This is a genomic window from Enterobacter sp. BIDMC93, assembly GCF_001037805.1.
In the GTDB taxonomy this organism is placed as follows: domain Bacteria; phylum Pseudomonadota; class Gammaproteobacteria; order Enterobacterales; family Enterobacteriaceae; genus Enterobacter; species Enterobacter hormaechei_C.
Map to the genome: position 1 here is coordinate 852,917 of NZ_KQ089962.1, position 17,433 is coordinate 870,349.

Consider the following 17,433-nt stretch of genomic DNA (forward strand, 5'->3'; position numbering starts at 1 on the left):
ATGGAAAAAATCACATTGACCGTGCCCGCCAGCCGCGAAGTAAGCGGCAGGGCGCTGGCAGGGGTCGTCGGTTCCGGGGATATGGAGGTGCTTTTCACCGCCGAACCGGGCCAGACCTTAACCATTGATATCACCACCTCCGTCGACAACAGCCGCGGGCGCTGGGAGGCATTGTTCAACCGCCTGCAAACCGTCAGCAGCCTGCCCGCAGGTAAGCTGACCATCCACGACTTCGGCGCGACGCCGGGCGTGGCACGCATTCGTATCGAACAGGTTTTTGAAGGGGTGAACCATGCGTGATGACAGCAGCTTTATCGAATTAAAAGCGCGCCAGCGTGCGCAGGCGCTGCTCGACGACGGCAGCTACCGCGAACTGCTGGATCCGTTTGAAGGCATTATCTCTCCGTGGCTTGGGCCACAGGGGATTGTTCCTCAGGCCGATGACGGCATGGTGGTCGCGAAAGGGACCATCAACGGCCAGCCTGCGGTGGTGGTGGCGATTGAAGGCACCTTCCAGGGCGGCAGCATGGGCGAAGTGTCCGGCGCCAAAATGGCGGCAGCGCTGGAGCTGGCGGCGGAAGATAACCGCAACGGCATTCCGACTCAGGCGGTGCTGTGCCTCGAAACCGGCGGCGTACGTTTGCAGGAAGCCAACCTCGGCCTGGCGGCGATTGCCGATATCCACGCCGCGATCGTTGACCTGCGTCGCTATACCCCGGTCGTCGGGATTGTCGCCGGGACCGTGGGCTGCTTCGGTGGGATGTCTATCGCCGCGGCGCTGTGCAGCTACCTGATTGTGACCCGCGAAGCGCGGCTCGGCCTCAACGGTCCGCAGGTTATCGAGCAGGAAGCGGGCATTGAAGAGTATGACTCCCGCGACCGTCCGTTTATCTGGAGCATGACCGGCGGCGAAGTACGCTTTGAAAGCGGGCTGGTGGACGCGCTGGTGGGCGACGGCGTGAACGCGGTGAAAGCCGCGATGAACGAAGCCATCGCCAAAGGCGTACCGGCGAAACATCGCACCGATAACTACGACGATTACCTGAACCGTCTGACGAATTTCGACACCCGCAAACAGGCCGATGCCGAACAGATTAAAGCGCTTTTTGCCCGGGAGGTGAAATGATGACTAACTCAATTAGCCGTGGCGAACTCTGGCTGGAAACTCTGGCCCCGAACGCGAAACGTCTGGAGGGGTTATGCCCGTCCGTGCAGGCCGCAGACGGCGAGCTAAACGGTGAAACGGTGCGTTTTGTCGCCGTGGTGCCGGACGCCAACAACCACTTCCCGCGCGCGGCGCAGGGTGAAGTCGGCCTGCTGGAAGGATGGACGCTGGCAAAAGTGGTCAGCGAAACCGTCGCCGCCGACGCAGATAAAGCCGTGAAGCGCCCGATTGTGGCGGTAATCGACGTCCCAAGCCAGGCCTATGGCCGTCGCGAAGAGGCGTTTGGTATCCACCAGGCGCTGGCCGGCGCCGCTGCCGCCTACGCTAATGCGCGGCTGGCGGGTCATCCGGTGATTGGTCTTATCGTCGGTAAGGCCATGTCCGGCGCGTTTCTGGCGCACGGCTACCAGGCTAACCGTCTGATTGCCTTCAACGATAAAGGCGTGCTGATCCATGCCATGGGCAAAGAGTCTGCGGCGCGCATTACGCTGCGTACCGTTGAGGCGCTGGAAAAACTGGCTGCAACCATTCCGCCAATGGCGTATGACATCAGCAACTACGCCACGCTGGGGCTGCTTTCCGACCTGCTGGATATCAGCAATCCGGATGCCCCTACCGAAAGCGATCTGACGCGGGTGAAAACCACCCTGCAACAGGCCATCAGCGACGCTCGTCAGGACACCACGTTGAAAAACCGTCTGGGTGCTGACAACCGCCGCAGCTCGGCGCTCGTACGTGAACGTATGCGAGCCAGCTGGTAAGTAAAAAGAGACCTGCCAGATGCATCACCCCGTGGGCGCGCCCGTTGCGTCCACGCGGGAACCTGCATCCTGAAAATAATAAACATCGCGCCAGTGCTTAAACTTTTTTACTACAGGTGATTTATGACTTACGTAATTGTTCATGCTCTTGCACCGATTTTCGTCATCATGCTGCTGGGATTCTGGGCCGGTAAGGCAAAGATGGTCGATAACAAAAATGTTTCCCTGCTGAATATCTTCGTGATGGATTTTGCACTCCCGGCTGCGCTGTTCAGCGCCACCGTGCAAACCCCGTGGACCGGCATCGTGGCGCAGTCGCCGCTGATCCTGGTGCTCACCCTGGCGATGTGGATCACCTATGCGGTCATCTACTTCCTCGCGACGAAAGTGTTTAAAAAATCCCCGCAGGATGCGGCCGTGCTGACGCTTACCGTCGCCCTGCCAAACTACGCGGCGCTTGGCCTGCCGATTCTGGGCAGCGTGCTGGGCGAAGGCCCTTCAACCTCACTGTCCGTGGCGGTCTCCATCGCCTGTGGTTCAGTGTTGATGACCCCGTTCTGCCTGCTGATTCTGGAGCGTGAGAAAGCCCGCGCCGAAGGCAATAACTCGGGTTCAACGCTTTCCATGCTGCCGGTGCTGATGTGGCGTTCCATTAAAAAACCGATCGTGATGGGCCCGCTGCTGGGTGTGATCCTGTCCGCTATCGGCATCAAAATGCCGGAGCTGGTACTGGCGGCGATTAAACCGCTGGGACTGTCTGCGACCGCTGCGGCGCTGTTCCTGACCGGGGTGATCCTCTCCGCGCGTAAACTTCAGATCAACACCATGGTGATCACTTCCACTATCGCCAAGCTGCTGATCCAGCCAGCGATCGCCTGGGGTATCGTTTTAATCTTCGGTCTGCACGGCTCCGTGGCGATCACCGCCATCCTGATGATTGCGCTGTCCGCGGGCTTCTTTGGCGTGGTGTTCGGTAACCGCTTTGGCGTGCAGTCGCCGGATGCTGAAGCCGTGCTGCTGTTGAGCTCCGTACTGTGTATCCTGTCGCTGCCGCTGTTTATCTCGCTGACTTCAGGAATGTAATCATGACCACAACATTACGCCCACACGACCTCATCTGGCTTACCGCGCGCGACGCCCTGGAAGGGGTTACCGAATCCTGGGTGGACGCGGCCTGGCATACCGGACTACCGGTAGTGGTGCGGCGTGATGTTGATAATGAAGGCCGTATTCCCGTTGGCGTGCGCGGATTGCGCCGCGACCAGCGGGCGGCCGGATGGGTGAAGCCTGAGAACGTGTTGCGCGTGGTGTCGCCCGAAGATTTGAGCGTTGCCGCCGACCTGCTGCGTTCGCCGTTTATCACTCAGCCGCCGGTTCAGGTGGCGCTTCAGCTTGCGCAGCAGTCGTGGACGTGGACGTGGGGGATAACCGGCAGTACGGGTTACGCGCTGGCGACCGGCATTCCGGTGATCCACGCCGACAGCGATCTCGATCTGCTCATCCGCGCCCCGCGTGCCGTTTCCCCTGAGGCGTTTACTGGCTGGCAGGCTCAGCTCAGCCGTGCGTTGTGCCGGGCGGATACGCAGGTGGACACGCCCGAGGGCGGATTCGCGCTGGCGGAATGGTTACGCGACGGCAAAACGCTGCTAAAAACGCAATGTGGACCGCGCCTGGTGGCGGATCCATGGCACAGGGAGGAGTAATGAAAATACTGTTTACCTTTCCGGGGCAGGGCACACAGCATGAAGGTATGCTGCAAAACCTGCCGGGAACGGAGCTGGAGCAGGCCCGTGCTGTGCTGGGGGCGGAAGTTGATACCCTGGACAGCGCATCCTCGTTAACCCACACCCGTGCGGTTCAGCTTTCGCTGTTGATTGCCGGCGTGGCGTGGGCGCGCGAGCTGGAACGTCGCGGCGTGTCGCCGGATATCGTCAGCGGGCTGTCCATTGGCGCTTATCCTGCGGCGGTTATCGCCGGTGCGCTGGACTTTACGGACGCGCTGAAGCTGGTGGCGTTGCGCGGCGATCTGATGGAGCAGGCATACCCGCACGGCTACGGCCTGACGGCGATTATGGGGTTGACCCTGCCCCAGGTGGAAAACCTGCTTCAGGGGACAGGAACCTATATTGCTAACCTGAACGCCGAAACGCAGATCGTGATTGCCGGAACCGATGACGGCATGGCGCAGGTGGCGGAGCGCGCCCTGGCAAAAGGCGCGAGCAAGGCTAAGCGGCTGGCGGTGAGCGTACCGTCGCACTGTGAACTGCTGGCGGAACCGGCGCAGAAGCTGGTGGCAGCATTTAATTCGGTCACGCTTTCACGTCCGCGCTGTGCGTACCTGAGCGGCAGTACCGGACGCGTGCTCTGGCAGCCGGAGAAAATTGCCGACGATCTGGCGATGAATATGGCGCGAACCGTGCGCTGGCAGGAGGCGGTGATTTCCGCTAACGAGCGTGAAGCGCGGCTGGCGATTGAGATGCCGCCAGGGGGCATCCTGACCTGTCTGACGCGGCAGGCGGCGTGGGAAGGTGAATCCATTTCGCTGGAGCGCAGCGGGGTGGACGTGGCGGTTCATCTGGCGGGTCGGCTTCAGCGGTGACTTTTTGCCCGGTGGCGGCTGCGCCTTACCGGGCCTACTCCCGGATTGTAGGCCCGGTAAGCGTAGCGCCACCGGGCAATAACATCAGGCACTATCCTGCAAACTTCTGGCATACATCCGCCCTTCGGCGGCCAGCGCGCGCAGGCTCGGATCCTGCTCGCGGTTGCGGGCAAAGACAATCGCGATCAGCTGCTGCATCTGGTACGGCTCCGCCAGCTTCAACAGTTGCACGGAATTCTCGTAGACCTTCTTCATCCTTCCCGGCATCAGCGTAAAGCCGACGCCCGCCTGCACCAGGCTGAGCATTGAGAAAATGTCGTTCACCCGGGTAACAATCTCTGGTTCAAACCCGGCGATATGGAACGCTTCCTGGAACCCGGCGTAGGTCGCAAAGCCTTCTGCAAGCGCGACAAATTTCTGATCTTTATAATCGCGGAGATCCGCTGGCCCGTGGGTATTTAGCGTGGCGGAAGCCGGTGCGGCAAGGAAGATATCGTCATGGAACAGCGGCAGAACCTCAAGGCTGTTGCGATCGATATCGCTTTCGGAGATGGAGATAAGAATCGCGTCCAGCGAGCCTTCATCCAGCATGTGCAGCAGGGTGTCGTTGGAGCCCATCGTCAGATCCATCTCCAGATCCGGACGGCGCAGCTTCATGCCCATAATCAGGCGCGGCACGGTTTCCAGCGTCAGGGAGTAGAGCGTGCCCACGCGCAGCCGCCCCTGGCCGATTCCGGCAATTTTGCGGGATTCTTCCAGCCCGCGCTCCATCACCTGCATCACCTCCTGACAATACTCCAGCAGCGTCCACGCGGAGGGGAGGGCAATCAGGTTACGCCCTTTGTGAGCAAAGAGCGGGCAGCGGACGTTCTCTTCGAGGGTATGCAGCGCGCGGTGCACGCTGACACCGCTCAGGCCGAGCGTTTCGGCGGTACGTGCGATATTGCCCTTCTCCATGAACGTCATGAAGATGCTGAGCTTACGGAATGTAATCTCGCTCGTGGTATCGAAGCCCATAACCCTCCCGGCGTGTTAGTCGGCTTGCAGCATCGCTTCCAGCTGTTCCTGCGCGTCCAGCCATGCCATTTCGCACTCTTCGAGGCTGGATTTGGCTTTCGCCTGAGTTTGCAGACAGTCCGTCAGCTCCGCTTTGCGGCTCTGATCGTACAGTTCGCTGTCGCCCAGCTTCTCTTCGACGGCAGCAAGCGTGGCGTTGAGCTTTTCCATCTCTTTTTCGAGACGGGCAATCTCTTTACGCAGCGGCTGCGTCTGGGTGCGCAGTTCCGCTTCACGGCGCTTCTGATCTTTACGCGCCTGGGCGCTGTTGGCGTTGTCTTTCGCTGACTCTTCCGGCTGGTTTTCCTGCTTCTGCACGTCCGTCAGCCACTGCTGATAATCTTCCAGATCGCCGTCGAACGGCTCCACTTTGCCGCCGTGCACCAGGTAGAGATCGTCGGTGGTGGAGCGGATCAGGTGGCGGTCGTGCGATACGACAACCAGCGCCCCTTCGAACTCTATCAGCGCTTCGGTCAGCGCCTGGCGCATGTCGAGATCGAGGTGGTTGGTCGGTTCATCAAGCAGCAGCAGGTTCGGGCGCTGCCAGACGATCAGCGCCAGCACCAGACGGGCTTTTTCGCCCCCGGAGAAGCGCTCGGTGTTTTCCGTCACCTTATCGCCCTGGAAGCCAAAGCCGCCGAGGTAGTCGCGCAGCTTTTGCTCCATCTCCTGAGGCGCCAGGCGCGCCAGGTGCTGGATCGGCGATTCATCCGCGCGTAAAAATTCCAGCTGATGCTGGGCGAAGTAACCAAGCTTGATGCCTTTCGCCAGGCCGATTTCGCCGCTGACCGGGTTAAGCTCGCCCGCCAGCAGCTTGATCAGCGTCGATTTACCGGCGCCGTTACGTCCCAGCAGACCAATGCGTGAACCTGGCACCAGGTTGAGCTTGATAGAGTCGAGGATAATGCGATCGCCATAGCCCGCGCTCACTTTTTCCATTTTCAGCAGCGGGTTCGGCAGGCTCTCCGGCTCGCGGAAGCTGAAGTGGAACGGGTTATCCACGTGCGCCGGGGCGATCATCTCCATGCGTTCCAGCATCTTGATGCGGCTCTGCGCCTGCTTGGCTTTTGACGCCTTGGCCTTGAAGCGATCCACAAAGCTTTGCAGGTGCGCCACGCGCTGCTGCTGGCTTTCATACATCGCCTGCTGCTGGGCAAGGCGCGTCGCGCGCTGGCGCTCGAAAGAGCTGTAGTTGCCGGTGTATTCGAACATGCTTTGCTGTTCGATATGAATGATTTTATCCACTACCGGATCGAGGAAGTCGCGATCGTGGGAGATCAGAATCAGAGTGCCCTGATAGCTCTTGAGCCACTTCTCCAGCCAAATAACCGCATCAAGATCGAGGTGGTTGGTGGGTTCATCGAGCAGCAAAAGGTCGGAGCGGCAGATCAGCGCCTGGGCCAGGTTAAGGCGCATGCGCCAGCCGCCCGAGAAATCGCTCACCGGGCGTTCAAGCTGTTCGTTGCTGAAACCCAGACCGTGCAGCAGGCTGGAGGCACGGGAGCGAATGGTCCAGGCATCGATGGCGTCCAGCTTGCCGTGGACGGTGGCGATGGCGTGGCCGTCGTTGCGTTCGTTGGCGGCGTTGAGCTCCGCTTCGAGCTTGCGGTATTCACGGTCGCCGTCGATAACATAGTCGAGCGCGGGTTCGCTCAGCGCGGGCGTCTCCTGGTTCACCCAGGCGAGCTGCCAGTTGCCCGGGAAGGTAAAGTTACCGCCATCCGCGCTTATCTCGTTTTTCAGCAGCGCCAGCAGGGTGGATTTACCGCAGCCGTTTTTGCCGACCAGCCCCACTTTCTGGCCCGGGTTGATGGTAGCAGTCGCGTTATCCAGCAGGACGCGCACGCCGCGACGAATTTGTAACGAGGAGAAAACAATCATAGAAGCGCCGTATGTTCCGACTATGTTAATTTGTCATTATGATAATGTAAGGTGTGGGCCATTTTCCCCACCGGGCCGCCATGGTAGCCCAAAACGACAACAATACACAAAAACAGAACCGGGAGGGGAGTGATGTCTCAGACAGCGAAAGTGCTGCTGCTGTATGCCCATCCGGAATCACAGGACTCGGTGGCGAACCGGGTGCTGCTTAAGCCGGCCACACAGCTCAGTAACGTAACGGTGCACGATCTCTACGCGCACTATCCTGATTTTTTTATCGATATTCCTTACGAGCAGGAACTGCTGCGTCAGCACGACGTGATTGTGTTCCAGCATCCGCTTTATACCTACAGTTGTCCGGCGCTGCTCAAAGAGTGGCTGGACCGCGTGCTGAGCCGGGGCTTCTCCAGCGGGGTGGGGGGCAACCAGCTGGCGGGAAAGTACTGGCGGAGTGTCATTACCACCGGTGAGCCGGAAAGCGCTTACCGTCACGACGGGCTGAACCGTTACCCCATGAGCGACATTCTGCGGCCGTTTGAGCTGACGGCGGCGATGTGCCGTATGCACTGGATGAGCCCGATTATTATCTACTGGGCACGGCGACAGGATCCGAAAGCACTGGCGAGCCATGCCAGGGCCTATGGCGAATGGCTGGCGTCACCGATTCCGGCGGGAGGACGCTAATGGACGGTTCGAATTTACTCCTTGCCGGGGTGCTGTTTTTGTTTGCCGCCGTCGTCGCGGTACCGCTTGCCGCGCGTCTCGGCATTGGCGCGGTGCTGGGCTATTTGCTGGCGGGGATCGCCATTGGCCCCTGGGGGCTTGGGTTTATCAGCGATGTGGATGAAATTCTCCACTTCTCCGAGCTGGGCGTGGTCTTCCTGATGTTTATCATCGGGCTGGAGCTGAACCCCGCCAAGCTGTGGCAACTGCGGCAATCTATTTTTGGCGTCGGGGCGGCGCAGGTGTTACTCAGCGCGGCCATTCTCGCGGGACTGCTGATGTTGACGCAGTTTTCCTGGCAGGCCGCGGTGATTGGCGGGATCGGTCTTGCGATGTCGTCGACGGCGATGGCGCTTCAGCTGATGCGCGACAAAGGGATGAACCGCAACGAGGCGGGGCAACTGGGTTTTTCGGTGCTGCTGTTCCAGGATTTAGCGGTGATCCCGGCGCTGGCGCTGGTGCCGCTGCTGGCGGGCTCCGGAGACGATCATTTCGACTGGATGAAGATCTCCATGAAGGTGCTGGCCTTCGCGGGGATGCTGATCGGCGGACGGTTTTTACTGCGTCCGGTGTTCCGGTTTATTGCCGCATCCGGCGTGCGCGAGGTATTCACCGCCGCAACGCTGCTGCTGGTGCTTGGCTCAGCGCTGTTTATGGATGCGCTGGGGCTGTCGATGGCGCTTGGGACGTTTATCGCCGGGGTGCTGCTTGCGGAAAGCGAGTACCGCCACGAGCTGGAGACCGCCATCGATCCGTTTAAGGGGCTGCTGTTAGGGCTGTTCTTTATCTCGGTGGGTATGGCGCTTAATCTTGGCGTGCTCTATACCCATCTGCTGTGGGTTATTGCGAGTGTCGCCGTGCTGGTGGCGGTCAAAACGCTGGTGCTGTATCTCCTCGCGAGGATTTACGGGCTGCGCAGCTCGGAAAGAATGCAGTTTTCCAGCGTGTTAAGCCAGGGTGGAGAATTTGCGTTTGTGCTGTTTTCCACGGCGTCGTCTCAGAAGCTGTTCAAAGATGACCAGATGGCGCTGCTGCTGGTGACGGTTACGCTGTCGATGATGACCACCCCGCTGCTGATGAAGCTGGTGGACAAACTGCTGTCGCGCCGCCTGAATCCCGCAGACGATGAAGACGAAGCGCCGTGGGTGGAAGATGATAAACCGCAGGTGATCGTCGTGGGCTTTGGTCGCTTCGGACAGGTGATTGGTCGCCTGTTGATGGCGAATAAAATGCGCATTACGGTGCTGGAGCGCGATATCAGCGCCGTCAACCTGATGCGCAAATATGGTTATAAGGTGTACTACGGCGATGCGACGCAGCTTGAGCTGTTGCGCTCGGCGGGGGCAGAGGCTGCGGAGTCCATCGTCATCACCTGCAACGATCCGGAAGACACGATGAAGCTGGTGGAGCTGTGCCAGCAGCATTTCCCGCATCTGCATATTCTGGCGCGTGCGCGTGGACGTGTGGAGGCTCACGAACTTTTGCAGGCGGGTGTGAAACACTTCTCCCGCGAAACCTTCTCCAGCGCGCTGGAGCTGGGACGCAAGGCGCTGGTTTCGCTGGGTATGCATCCTCACCAGGCGCAACGCGCCCAGATGCATTTCCGCCGGCTGGATATGCGAATGCTGCGTGAACTGATGCCCGTGCACAGCGACACGGCGCAGATCTCCCGCGTGCGGGAAGCGCGTCGCGAACTGGAGGAGATCTTCCAGCGTGAGATGCAACAGGAACGACGCCAGCTCGACGGCTGGGATGAATTTGAATAAAGGGTAACGAAAGATGGCTGTACGTAAACGCTTTATCGCGGGCGCAAAATGCCCATCCTGCCAGGCGCAAGATACACTGGCCATGTGGCGTGAAAATAATATCGATATCGTTGAATGTGTTAAGTGCGGTCACCAGATGCGTGAGGCCGATAAAGAAGCCCGCGATCACGTTCGCAAAGAAGAGCAAGTGATCGGCATTTTTCATCCAGACTAGCGATATGCTCTGAGTTTTTTTAAGCTTAAGGGTACACGGGTGCAGATTTCCGCTACAATCTGCGCCAGCAATTTTCCCACGCTCAGGAGATATCATGAAAGTAGCAAAAGACCTGGTGGTCAGCCTGGCCTATCAGGTACGTACAGAAGACGGTGTGTTGGTTGATGAGTCTCCGGTGAGTGCGCCGCTGGACTACCTGCATGGTCACGGTTCCCTGATTTCCGGCCTGGAAACGGCGCTGGAAGGCCATGAAGTTGGCGACAAATTCGACGTTGCTGTAGGCGCGAACGACGCTTACGGTCAGTATGATGACAACCTGGTTCAGCGCGTTCCTAAAGACGTATTCATGGGCGTTGACGAGTTGCAGGTTGGCATGCGCTTCCTGGCGGAAACTGACCAGGGTCCGGTGCCGGTTGAAATCACTGAAGTTGAAGACGACCACGTTGTGGTTGACGGCAACCACATGCTGGCGGGTCAGAACCTGAAGTTCAACGTAGAAGTTGTTGCGATCCGTGAAGCGACCGAAGAAGAGCTGGCTCATGGCCACGTTCACGGTGCGCACGGTCACGATCATGACCACGATCACGGCCACGACGGCTGCTGCGGTGGTCACGGCCACGACCATGGTCATGACCACGGCCACGGTAAAGGTGGTTGCGGTAACGGCGGCTGCGGTTGCCACTGATTCCGTACTCCGGAAAATAAAAAAGCGGGATAATCCCGCTTTTTTTACGCCTCAATAATGAGGTGGTGGCGTCTCTTCTGACTGAGAGGCAATGTTTGACGGCTGTGTGGCCTTCAGCTTTTCCGTCAGCAGGCGCATGTGATCGCGCAGTTTTGCCATTTCAAGCTCATGGGCCGTCACGGTCTGATTCAGTTCTTCGATGGTGATGTCCTGAAAAGCCAGGCGGCTTTCCAGCTCAGCCAGTCTCGCTTCGATCGTTGTATCCTTCATCATTCACCTCGTTTATCTCTCATTCGCCATAATGGACCAGCGGCGGCGAAGTTTAGCTGACTTTTTCCTTAAGTACAGTATCCATCTCCCTGACAAGAAACTTATTTAAACAAAAATAGTCTGAAAAGAAGCGACATTCGGGGGAGTCTGTCTGTAGATTTCTTCCGCAACGTTTTATAGTACGTCACTCATTTACGTTTAACACTGGGGTGAGAGACCTCAGGTCCTGGAGATATGGATGAAATCACTGTTTAAAGTTACGCTGCTGGCGACCACTATGGCTGTAGCGCTCAATGCGCCGCTGTCTTTCGCTGCTGATACTGCTGCGAAGCCTGCTGCGACTACAGACAGCAAAGCGGCATTCAAAAATGACGACCAGAAATCCGCCTACGCACTTGGCGCGTCTCTGGGTCGTTACATGGAAAACTCTCTGAAAGAACAAGAGAAACTGGGCATCAAACTGGACAAAAACCAGCTGATCGCAGGGGTTCAGGATGCGTTCGCAGACAAGAGCAAACTGTCTGACCAGGAAATCGAGCAGACTCTGCAAGCGTTTGAAGCGCGCGTGAAAGGCGCCGCTCAGACCAAGATGGAAGCAGACGCTAAAGATAACGAAGCGAAAGGCAAAGCCTACCGCGACAAGTTCGCTAAAGAGAAAGGCGTTAAAACGTCTTCTACTGGCCTGATCTATAAAGTTGAGAAAGAAGGTACCGGCGACGCGCCTAAAGACAGCGACACCGTTGTGGTGAACTATAAAGGTACGCTGATCGACGGTAAAGAGTTCGATAACTCTTATACCCGCGGTGAGCCTCTCTCCTTCCGTCTGGATGGTGTGATCCCGGGCTGGACCGAAGGCCTGAAGAACATCAAGAAAGGCGGTAAAATCAAGCTGGTCATCCCACCGGATCTGGCTTACGGCAAAACCGGCGTTCCGGGTATCCCGGCTAACTCCACGCTGGTATTTGATGTAGAACTGCTGGACATCAAACCGGCGCCGAAAGCGGATGCGAAAACAGACGCACCGGCTGACGACAAAGCCGCAGCAGCTAAGAAGTAATGCTGAAAAAAACCGCCGCCTTTACAGGCGGCGGTTTTTTTATTGTGGGGCAGATATAATTAACACTGGAAAGCGTTATACACGCTGTATTAATTTAGTTGTCCGTGTAGATAATGAGCCTGCCCTGAAAACCTAACGACAGGCTCCTGAAAAGGAGTGTTTTTTTCATGTCCAGGTCGCTTTTAACCAACGAAACCAGTGAACTTGATTTGCTGGATCAACGTCCATTTGACCAGACCGACTTCGATATTCTGAAATCCTACGAAGCGGTAGTGGACGGGTTAGCGATGCTCATTGGTTCCCACTGCGAAATCGTATTGCATTCCCTGCAAGATCTTAAGTGTTCCGCTATCCGCATTGCGAATGGTGAGCACACTGGCCGTAAAATTGGTTCGCCAATCACCGACCTTGCATTGCGTATGTTGCATGACATGACCGGCGCGGACAGCAGCGTCTCAAAATGCTATTTCACCCGCGCCAAAAGTGGCGTGCTGATGAAATCAGAAACGATCGCGATTCGAAATCGCGAACACCGGGTAATCGGTTTGCTGTGCATCAACATGAACCTTGATGTGCCATTCTCGCAAATCATGAGCACCTTCATCCCGCCAGAAACGCCGGACGTGGGCTCATCGGTGAACTTTGCTTCTTCGGTTGAGGATCTCGTGACCCAGACGCTGGAGTTCACCATTGAAGAGGTGAATGCCGATCGCAACGTATCCAACAACGCCAAGAATCGTCAGATCGTCCTGAACCTCTATGAGAAAGGGATTTTTGATATCAAAGATGCCATCAACCAGGTGGCCGATCGCCTGAATATCTCCAAACACACGGTTTACCTCTATATTCGCCAGTTCAAAAGCGGCGACTTCCTGGGACAAGACAAGTAATGCGTTTTGCGTTAATGGTGACGGGCCCGGCGTACGGTACCCAGCAGGCCAGCAGCGCGCTACAGTTTGCCCATGCGCTGCTTGATGCCGGTCATGAACTGGCAAGCGTCTTCTTTTATCGCGAAGGCGTATATAACGCGAACCAGTTTACGTCTCCGGCGAGCGATGAGTTTGACCTCGTGCGCGCCTGGCAAAAATTAAACGAAACGCAGGGCGTTGACCTGCATATCTGCGTCGCGGCGGCACTGCGTCGCGGCGTGACGGATGCGACCGAAGCCGAACGCCTTGGTCTGGCGGGGGCTAACCTGCAACCGGGCTTTTCGCTCAGCGGACTGGGTGCCCTGGCACAGGCGGCGTTGACCTGCGACAGAGTGGTGCAATTTTGATGAAGCGCGTAGCGTTTGTTTTTACTTCTGCGCCGCATGGCAGCGCTTCAGGCCGGGAAGGGCTGGATGCATTGCTCGCGACATCGGCTTTAACCGAAGATATCGGCGTCTTCTTTTTAGGCGATGGCGTATTCCAGCTTCTGGCAGGCCAACAACCGCAGGCCATTCTTGCGCGCGACTACATTGCGACCTTTAAAGTTCTGCCGCTCTATGACATTGAAACCTTCTATGTGTGCGCCGACTCGCTGGCCGCGCGTGGGTTAAACGAGAAAACACCGTTCGTGCTGGACGTGACGATCCTGACATCTGCTGCGCTGCGCGAACAACTCTCTCACTACGATACCGTTCTGACTTTCTGAGGCTGTCATGCTCCATACCCTGAGCCGTTCACCGTGGCAATGCGATATCGACACGTTACTGAGCATGCTGCGCGAAGGTGATGATCTGCTGCTGATTCAGGATGGCGTGCTTGCGGCGCTTGAAGGCAGCCGTTTTGTTGAAATCCTCGCTAATGCCCCCATAACAGTCTCTGCGCTGAAAGAGGATCTGGATGCGCGGGGTCTTTCTGGTCAAATTTCAGCCAAAATTGACGTGGTTGGCTATACTGATTTCGTCAATCTTACTGTGACGCACGCCAGTCAAATGAACTGGTGATTTGAGATCGCTGTATATTTCTTGACACCTTTTCGACGTAGCCCTAAAATTTCGCGTCCTCATATTGTATGAGGTCGTTTTATTACGTGTTTACGAAGCAAAAGCTAAAACCAGGAGCTATTTAATGGCAACAGTTAACCAGCTGGTACGCAAACCACGTGCACGCAAAGTTGCAAAAAGCAACGTGCCTGCGCTGGAAGCCTGCCCGCAGAAACGTGGCGTATGTACTCGTGTATATACCACCACTCCTAAAAAACCAAACTCCGCACTGCGTAAAGTATGCCGTGTGCGTTTGACTAACGGTTTCGAAGTGACTTCCTACATCGGTGGTGAAGGTCACAACCTTCAGGAGCACTCCGTGATCCTGATCCGTGGCGGTCGTGTTAAAGACCTTCCGGGTGTTCGTTACCACACCGTTCGTGGTGCGCTGGACTGCTCAGGTGTTAAAGACCGTAAGCAGGCTCGCTCCAAGTACGGCGTGAAGCGTCCTAAGGCTTAATGGTTCTCCGTTAAGTAAGGCCAAACTGATTTATCTTAATGTCAAACTAAACTCGTAGAGTTTTGGACAATCCTGAATTAACAACGGAGTAATCCCATGCCACGTCGTCGCGTCATTGGTCAGCGTAAAATTCTTCCAGATCCGAAATTCGGATCAGAACTGCTGGCAAAATTTGTAAATATCCTGATGGTAGATGGTAAAAAATCTACCGCAGAAGCAATCGTATACAGCGCGCTGGAGACCCTGGCTCAGCGTTCTGGTAAAAATGAACTGGAAGCCTTCGAAGTCGCTCTCGACAACGTGCGCCCGACTGTAGAAGTTAAGTCTCGCCGCGTTGGTGGTTCTACTTATCAGGTTCCAGTTGAAGTTCGTCCGGTTCGTCGTAATGCTCTGGCAATGCGTTGGATCGTTGAAGCTGCTCGTAAACGCGGTGATAAATCCATGGCTCTGCGTCTGGCGAACGAACTTTCTGATGCTGCGGAAAACAAAGGTACCGCAGTTAAGAAACGTGAAGACGTTCACCGTATGGCAGAAGCCAACAAGGCGTTCGCACACTACCGTTGGTAATCCCTTCGGAGTCGTAGTCACCAGGCGGGCGCTTCAGAGAAGCCGCCCGCTCTGGGTAACTTAACTGAACGCCTAAAGATATAAACGAGGAATCAAATGGCTCGTACAACACCCATCGCACGCTACCGTAACATCGGTATCAGTGCGCACATCGACGCCGGTAAAACCACTACTACCGAACGTATTCTGTTCTACACCGGTGTAAACCATAAAATCGGTGAAGTTCATGACGGCGCAGCCACCATGGACTGGATGGAACAGGAGCAGGAGCGTGGTATTACTATCACCTCCGCAGCGACTACTGCATTCTGGTCAGGTATGGCTAAGCAGTACGAACCGCATCGCGTAAACATCATCGACACCCCAGGGCACGTTGACTTCACCATCGAAGTAGAACGTTCCATGCGTGTTCTTGACGGCGCGGTAATGGTTTATTGCGCAGTTGGTGGTGTTCAGCCACAGTCTGAAACCGTATGGCGTCAGGCAAACAAATATAAAGTTCCACGCATCGCGTTCGTTAACAAAATGGACCGTATGGGTGCTAACTTCCTGAAAGTTGTTGGCCAGATCAAAACCCGTCTGGGCGCGAACCCTGTTCCGCTTCAGCTGGCAATTGGTGCTGAAGAAGGTTTCACCGGCGTTATCGACCTGGTGAAAATGAAAGCCATCAACTGGAACGAAGCAGATGCGGGCGTTACCTTCGAATACGAAGATATCCCGGCAGAGATGCAGGACCTGGCTGACGAATGGCACCAGAACCTGATCGAATCCGCAGCAGAAGCTTCTGAAGAGCTGATGGAGAAATACCTGGGTGGTGAAGAACTGTCTGAGCAAGAGATCAAATCTGCTCTGCGTCAGCGCGTTCTGAACAACGAAATCATCCTGGTAACCTGTGGTTCTGCGTTCAAGAACAAAGGTGTTCAGGCGATGCTGGATGCGGTAGTTGACTACCTGCCATCCCCGGTTGACGTTCCTGCGATCAACGGCATCCTGGACGACGGTAAAGATACTCCGGCTGAGCGTCACGCAAGTGATGACGAGCCGTTCTCTGCACTGGCGTTCAAAATTGCTACCGACCCATTCGTGGGTAACTTGACCTTCTTCCGCGTTTACTCTGGTGTGGTTAACTCCGGTGACACCATCCTGAACTCCGTGAAAGCGGCGCGTGAACGTTTTGGCCGTATCGTACAGATGCACGCTAACAAACGTGAAGAGATCAAAGAAGTTCGTGCGGGCGACATCGCTGCTGCTATCGGTCTGAAAGACGTGACCACTGGTGACACCCTGTGTGACCCGGATCACCCGATCATTCTGGAGCGTATGGAATTCCCTGAGCCGGTAATCTCCATCGCAGTTGAACCAAAAACCAAAGCTGACCAGGAAAAAATGGGTCTGGCTCTGGGCCGTCTGGCGAAAGAAGACCCATCATTCCGCGTATGGACTGATGAAGAATCTAACCAGACCATCATCGCTGGTATGGGTGAACTGCACCTGGACATCATCGTTGACCGTATGAAGCGTGAATTCAACGTTGAAGCGAACGTGGGTAAACCTCAGGTTGCTTACCGCGAAGCGATTCGCGCGAAAGTTACCGATGTTGAAGGTAAACACGCTAAGCAGTCTGGTGGTCGCGGTCAGTACGGTCACGTTGTGATCGACATGTACCCACTGGAGCCGGGCTCTAACCCTAAAGGTTACGAGTTCATCAACGACATCAAAGGTGGTGTAATTCCTGGCGAATACATCCCTGCCGTTGATAAAGGCATCCAGGAGCAGCTGAAAGCTGGTCCTCTGGCTGGTTACCCGGTTGTAGACATGGGTGTTCGTCTGCACTTCGGTTCTTACCACGACGTTGACTCCTCTGAACTGGCGTTTAAACTGGCTGCGTCTATTGCCTTTAAAGAAGGCTTTAAGAAAGCAAAACCAGTTCTGCTTGAGCCGATCATGAAGGTTGAAGTAGAAACTCCTGAAGAGAACACCGGTGACGTTATCGGTGACTTGAGCCGTCGTCGCGGTATGCTGCGTGGTCAGGAATCCGAAGTAACTGGCGTTAAGATCCACGCTGAAGTTCCGCTGTCTGAAATGTTCGGATATGCAACTCAGCTGCGTTCTCTGACCAAAGGTCGTGCATCATACACTATGGAATTCCTGAAGTATGATGATGCGCCGAACAACGTTGCTCAGGCCGTTATCGAAGCCCGTGGTAAGTAATCCACAGGATTAAAACCTAAGTCCCGTGCTCTCTCCGAAGGGGAGAGCA

The 17,433-nt window shown here is 56.4% G+C and carries 21 protein-coding genes; 18 read left to right on the forward strand and 3 right to left on the reverse strand.

Translation table 11 applies throughout. The features are described 5' to 3' along the window. From mdcC to mdcH, 6 genes are all read left to right on the forward strand, one after another. Positions 1-300: a malonate decarboxylase acyl carrier protein gene (gene mdcC, locus SK58_RS03935; protein WP_000411786.1), complete on the forward strand. Its 300-nt coding sequence runs from the start codon at positions 1-3 to the stop codon at positions 298-300. Beyond that, the gene (locus tag SK58_RS03940) at positions 293-1,126 is read left to right on the forward strand and encodes a biotin-independent malonate decarboxylase subunit beta (protein ID WP_017384167.1); all 834 of its coding nucleotides are present in this window, start codon (positions 293-295) and stop codon (positions 1,124-1,126) included. The genes mdcC and SK58_RS03940 overlap by 8 nt, the downstream gene beginning before the upstream one ends. Continuing rightward, positions 1,126-1,926 (forward strand): biotin-independent malonate decarboxylase subunit gamma, encoded by an 801-nt coding sequence (gene mdcE, locus SK58_RS03945; protein ID WP_032104009.1) that lies wholly within the window; start codon positions 1,126-1,128, stop codon positions 1,924-1,926. Before SK58_RS03940 ends, mdcE begins: the two co-directional genes overlap by 1 nt. A gap of 123 nt (positions 1,927-2,049) precedes the next feature. Beyond that, positions 2,050-3,009 carry an AEC family transporter gene (locus tag SK58_RS03950; protein WP_000222846.1) on the forward strand — a complete coding sequence of 320 codons (960 nt, stop codon included), beginning with the start codon at positions 2,050-2,052 and terminating at the stop codon, positions 3,007-3,009. A gap of 2 nt (positions 3,010-3,011) precedes the next feature. Further along, the gene (locus SK58_RS03955) at positions 3,012-3,629 is read left to right on the forward strand and encodes a malonate decarboxylase holo-ACP synthase (protein ID WP_045614221.1); all 618 of its coding nucleotides are present in this window, start codon (positions 3,012-3,014) and stop codon (positions 3,627-3,629) included. Beyond that, positions 3,629-4,525 (forward strand): malonate decarboxylase subunit epsilon, encoded by an 897-nt coding sequence (mdcH, locus tag SK58_RS03960; RefSeq protein WP_048219416.1) that lies wholly within the window; start codon positions 3,629-3,631, stop codon positions 4,523-4,525. Before SK58_RS03955 ends, mdcH begins: the two co-directional genes overlap by 1 nt. A gap of 84 nt (positions 4,526-4,609) precedes the next feature. Here mdcH and SK58_RS03965 read toward each other — a convergent pair whose 3' ends face one another. Together SK58_RS03965 and SK58_RS03970 are read right to left on the reverse strand one after the other, a co-directional pair. Continuing rightward, entirely contained in the window at positions 4,610-5,542 is a 933-nt protein-coding gene (locus SK58_RS03965) for a LysR substrate-binding domain-containing protein (protein ID WP_015571415.1), read from the reverse strand. Between the two features lie 15 nt (positions 5,543-5,557). Then, a complete protein-coding gene (locus tag SK58_RS03970; protein ID WP_045333837.1) occupies positions 5,558-7,462 on the reverse strand; it encodes an ABC transporter ATP-binding protein in 1,905 nt (634 codons plus the stop codon). Between the two features lie 132 nt (positions 7,463-7,594). Between SK58_RS03970 and kefG the strand changes: the two genes are divergently transcribed. The 4 genes from kefG (at position 7,595) to slyD (ending at position 10,850) form a co-directional block, all read left to right on the forward strand. Beyond that, the gene (gene kefG / locus SK58_RS03975; RefSeq protein ID WP_003861686.1) at positions 7,595-8,146 is read left to right on the forward strand and encodes a glutathione-regulated potassium-efflux system ancillary protein KefG; all 552 of its coding nucleotides are present in this window, start codon (positions 7,595-7,597) and stop codon (positions 8,144-8,146) included. Further along, positions 8,146-9,951 carry a glutathione-regulated potassium-efflux system protein KefB gene (gene kefB / locus SK58_RS03980; protein WP_032103994.1) on the forward strand — a complete coding sequence of 602 codons (1,806 nt, stop codon included), beginning with the start codon at positions 8,146-8,148 and terminating at the stop codon, positions 9,949-9,951. Before kefG ends, kefB begins: the two co-directional genes overlap by 1 nt. A 13-nt stretch (positions 9,952-9,964) precedes the next feature. Further along, a complete protein-coding gene (locus SK58_RS03985) occupies positions 9,965-10,165 on the forward strand; it encodes a YheV family putative zinc ribbon protein (protein ID WP_003861689.1) in 201 nt (66 codons plus the stop codon). 94 nt (positions 10,166-10,259) lie between these two features. After that, positions 10,260-10,850, forward strand: a complete 591-nt coding sequence (gene slyD / locus SK58_RS03990) for a peptidylprolyl isomerase (RefSeq protein WP_003861691.1) — start codon at positions 10,260-10,262, stop codon at positions 10,848-10,850. A gap of 51 nt (positions 10,851-10,901) precedes the next feature. Here slyD and SK58_RS03995 read toward each other — a convergent pair whose 3' ends face one another. Then, on the reverse strand, positions 10,902-11,120 hold the full coding sequence (locus SK58_RS03995; RefSeq protein WP_003861693.1) for a protein SlyX: 219 nt from the start codon (positions 11,118-11,120) through the stop codon (positions 10,902-10,904). A 238-nt stretch (positions 11,121-11,358) separates the two neighbouring features. On the opposite strand from SK58_RS03995, the gene fkpA reads away from it, so the two are divergent. From fkpA to fusA, 8 genes are all read left to right on the forward strand, one after another. Beyond that, positions 11,359-12,177, forward strand: coding sequence for an FKBP-type peptidyl-prolyl cis-trans isomerase (fkpA, locus tag SK58_RS04000; RefSeq protein ID WP_003861695.1), 819 nt, complete (start codon positions 11,359-11,361; stop codon positions 12,175-12,177). A gap of 167 nt (positions 12,178-12,344) precedes the next feature. Further along, positions 12,345-13,067, forward strand: a complete 723-nt coding sequence (locus SK58_RS04005) for a helix-turn-helix transcriptional regulator (RefSeq protein ID WP_003861697.1) — start codon at positions 12,345-12,347, stop codon at positions 13,065-13,067. Then, positions 13,067-13,453 carry a sulfurtransferase complex subunit TusD gene (tusD, locus tag SK58_RS04010; protein ID WP_003861699.1) on the forward strand — a complete coding sequence of 129 codons (387 nt, stop codon included), beginning with the start codon at positions 13,067-13,069 and terminating at the stop codon, positions 13,451-13,453. The genes SK58_RS04005 and tusD overlap by 1 nt, the downstream gene beginning before the upstream one ends. Next, entirely contained in the window at positions 13,453-13,812 is a 360-nt protein-coding gene (gene tusC, locus SK58_RS04015; protein ID WP_003861700.1) for a sulfurtransferase complex subunit TusC, read from the forward strand. The genes tusD and tusC overlap by 1 nt, the downstream gene beginning before the upstream one ends. A gap of 7 nt (positions 13,813-13,819) precedes the next feature. Continuing rightward, positions 13,820-14,107 (forward strand): sulfurtransferase complex subunit TusB, encoded by a 288-nt coding sequence (gene tusB, locus SK58_RS04020; protein WP_015571409.1) that lies wholly within the window; start codon positions 13,820-13,822, stop codon positions 14,105-14,107. Between the two features lie 124 nt (positions 14,108-14,231). Next, positions 14,232-14,606, forward strand: a complete 375-nt coding sequence (gene rpsL, locus SK58_RS04025) for a 30S ribosomal protein S12 (protein ID WP_000246815.1) — start codon at positions 14,232-14,234, stop codon at positions 14,604-14,606. A 96-nt stretch (positions 14,607-14,702) separates the two neighbouring features. Continuing rightward, positions 14,703-15,173: a 30S ribosomal protein S7 gene (gene rpsG / locus SK58_RS04030; protein WP_003861706.1), complete on the forward strand. Its 471-nt coding sequence runs from the start codon at positions 14,703-14,705 to the stop codon at positions 15,171-15,173. A gap of 96 nt (positions 15,174-15,269) precedes the next feature. Continuing rightward, on the forward strand, positions 15,270-17,384 hold the full coding sequence (gene fusA / locus SK58_RS04035) for an elongation factor G (protein ID WP_006812195.1): 2,115 nt from the start codon (positions 15,270-15,272) through the stop codon (positions 17,382-17,384). Positions 17,385-17,433 lie beyond the last annotated feature (49 nt).

Bases quoted from the DNA above. Each gene is read 5' to 3' on its own strand.
- SK58_RS03965 (WP_015571415.1), bottom strand. From the start codon at position 5,542: ATGGGCTTCGATACCACGAGCGAGATTACATTCCGTAAGCTCAGCATC.
- tusD (WP_003861699.1), top strand. From the start codon at position 13,067: ATGCGTTTTGCGTTAATGGTGACGGGCCCGGCGTACGGTACCCAGCAG.
- rpsG (WP_003861706.1), top strand. From the start codon at position 14,703: ATGCCACGTCGTCGCGTCATTGGTCAGCGTAAAATTCTTCCAGATCCG.
- SK58_RS03985 (WP_003861689.1), top strand. From the start codon at position 9,965: ATGGCTGTACGTAAACGCTTTATCGCGGGCGCAAAATGCCCATCCTGC.
- SK58_RS03970 (WP_045333837.1), bottom strand. From the start codon at position 7,462: ATGATTGTTTTCTCCTCGTTACAAATTCGTCGCGGCGTGCGCGTCCTG.
- fusA (WP_006812195.1), top strand. From the start codon at position 15,270: ATGGCTCGTACAACACCCATCGCACGCTACCGTAACATCGGTATCAGT.
- tusC (WP_003861700.1), top strand. From the start codon at position 13,453: ATGAAGCGCGTAGCGTTTGTTTTTACTTCTGCGCCGCATGGCAGCGCT.
- rpsL (WP_000246815.1), top strand. From the start codon at position 14,232: ATGGCAACAGTTAACCAGCTGGTACGCAAACCACGTGCACGCAAAGTT.
- mdcC (WP_000411786.1), top strand. From the start codon at position 1: ATGGAAAAAATCACATTGACCGTGCCCGCCAGCCGCGAAGTAAGCGGC.
- SK58_RS03995 (WP_003861693.1), bottom strand. From the start codon at position 11,120: ATGAAGGATACAACGATCGAAGCGAGACTGGCTGAGCTGGAAAGCCGC.
- slyD (WP_003861691.1), top strand. From the start codon at position 10,260: ATGAAAGTAGCAAAAGACCTGGTGGTCAGCCTGGCCTATCAGGTACGT.
- fkpA (WP_003861695.1), top strand. From the start codon at position 11,359: ATGAAATCACTGTTTAAAGTTACGCTGCTGGCGACCACTATGGCTGTA.
- SK58_RS03955 (WP_045614221.1), top strand. From the start codon at position 3,012: ATGACCACAACATTACGCCCACACGACCTCATCTGGCTTACCGCGCGC.
- kefG (WP_003861686.1), top strand. From the start codon at position 7,595: ATGTCTCAGACAGCGAAAGTGCTGCTGCTGTATGCCCATCCGGAATCA.
- SK58_RS03950 (WP_000222846.1), top strand. From the start codon at position 2,050: ATGACTTACGTAATTGTTCATGCTCTTGCACCGATTTTCGTCATCATG.
- mdcE (WP_032104009.1), top strand. From the start codon at position 1,126: ATGACTAACTCAATTAGCCGTGGCGAACTCTGGCTGGAAACTCTGGCC.
- kefB (WP_032103994.1), top strand. From the start codon at position 8,146: ATGGACGGTTCGAATTTACTCCTTGCCGGGGTGCTGTTTTTGTTTGCC.
- tusB (WP_015571409.1), top strand. From the start codon at position 13,820: ATGCTCCATACCCTGAGCCGTTCACCGTGGCAATGCGATATCGACACG.
- SK58_RS03940 (WP_017384167.1), top strand. From the start codon at position 293: ATGCGTGATGACAGCAGCTTTATCGAATTAAAAGCGCGCCAGCGTGCG.
- SK58_RS04005 (WP_003861697.1), top strand. From the start codon at position 12,345: ATGTCCAGGTCGCTTTTAACCAACGAAACCAGTGAACTTGATTTGCTG.
- mdcH (WP_048219416.1), top strand. From the start codon at position 3,629: ATGAAAATACTGTTTACCTTTCCGGGGCAGGGCACACAGCATGAAGGT.